The following is a 1,108-nucleotide window of genomic DNA, read 5'->3' on the forward strand; positions in this document are numbered from 1 at the left end:
GCGGCAGATGGTGTCGGTGGCGACGGCGATGATCCCGTTCCTGGAGCATGACGATGCCAACCGGGCGTTGATGGGCTCGAACATGCAGCGTCAGTCGGTGCCGTTGCTGAAGAGCGAGGCGCCGCTGGTGGGTACCGGCATGGAGTACCGCGCGGCCACCGACGCCGGTGATGTGATCACCGCGGAGAAGTCCGGTGTGGTGGAGGAGGTGTCGGCCGACTACGTCACGGTGATGAACGATGACGGCACCCGGACGACGTATCGGGTGGCGAAGTTCAAGCGGTCCAACCAGGGCACCTGTTTCAACCAGAAGCCGATCGTGGCCGAGGGTGATCGGGTGGAGGCCGGTCAGGTGGTGGCCGACGGGCCGTGCACCGATGACGGTGAGATGGCGCTGGGCAAGAACCTGCTGGTGGCGTTCATGCCGTGGGAGGGGCACAACTACGAGGACGCGATCATCCTGTCGCAGCGGTTGGTGCAGGATGATGTGCTGTCGTCGATCCACATCGAGGAGCACGAGGTCGACGCGCGGGACACCAAGCTGGGTCCTGAGGAGATCACTCGTGACATTCCGAACGTGTCGGAGGAGGTTCTCGCTGATCTGGATGAGCGGGGGATCATCCGGATCGGTGCGGAGGTGACCACCGGTGACATTCTGGTGGGGAAGGTAACGCCGAAGGGTGAGACGGAGCTGACGCCGGAGGAGCGGCTGCTTCGGGCGATCTTCGGGGAGAAGGCGCGTGAGGTGCGTGACACCTCGTTGAAGGTGCCGCACGGGGAGTCGGGGAAGATCATCGGGGTGCGGGTGTTCTCCCGGGAGGAGGGCGATGAGCTGCCTCCGGGGGTGAACGAGCTGGTCCGGGTGTATGTGGCGCAGAAGCGTAAGATCACCGATGGGGACAAGCTGGCCGGCCGGCATGGGAACAAGGGGGTCATCTCCAAGATCCTGCCGGTGGAGGACATGCCGTTCCTGGAGGACGGCACTCCGGTGGACATCATCCTCAACCCGCTGGGGGTGCCCGGCCGGATGAACGTCGGGCAGGTGCTGGAGACCCATCTGGGGTGGATCGCCGCCCGCGGCTGGGACATCACCGGCATCCAGGAGGCC

The 1,108-nt window shown here is 65.3% G+C and carries 1 pseudogene; it reads left to right on the forward strand.

Annotated elements, in window-relative coordinates:
* Window positions 1-1,108 (forward strand): annotated as a pseudogene (locus Sru01_RS35060) (DNA-directed RNA polymerase subunit beta); the annotation flags it as partial.

This window comes from Sphaerisporangium rufum (assembly GCF_016863395.1).
GTDB lineage: Bacteria > Actinomycetota > Actinomycetes > Streptosporangiales > Streptosporangiaceae > Sphaerisporangium > Sphaerisporangium rufum.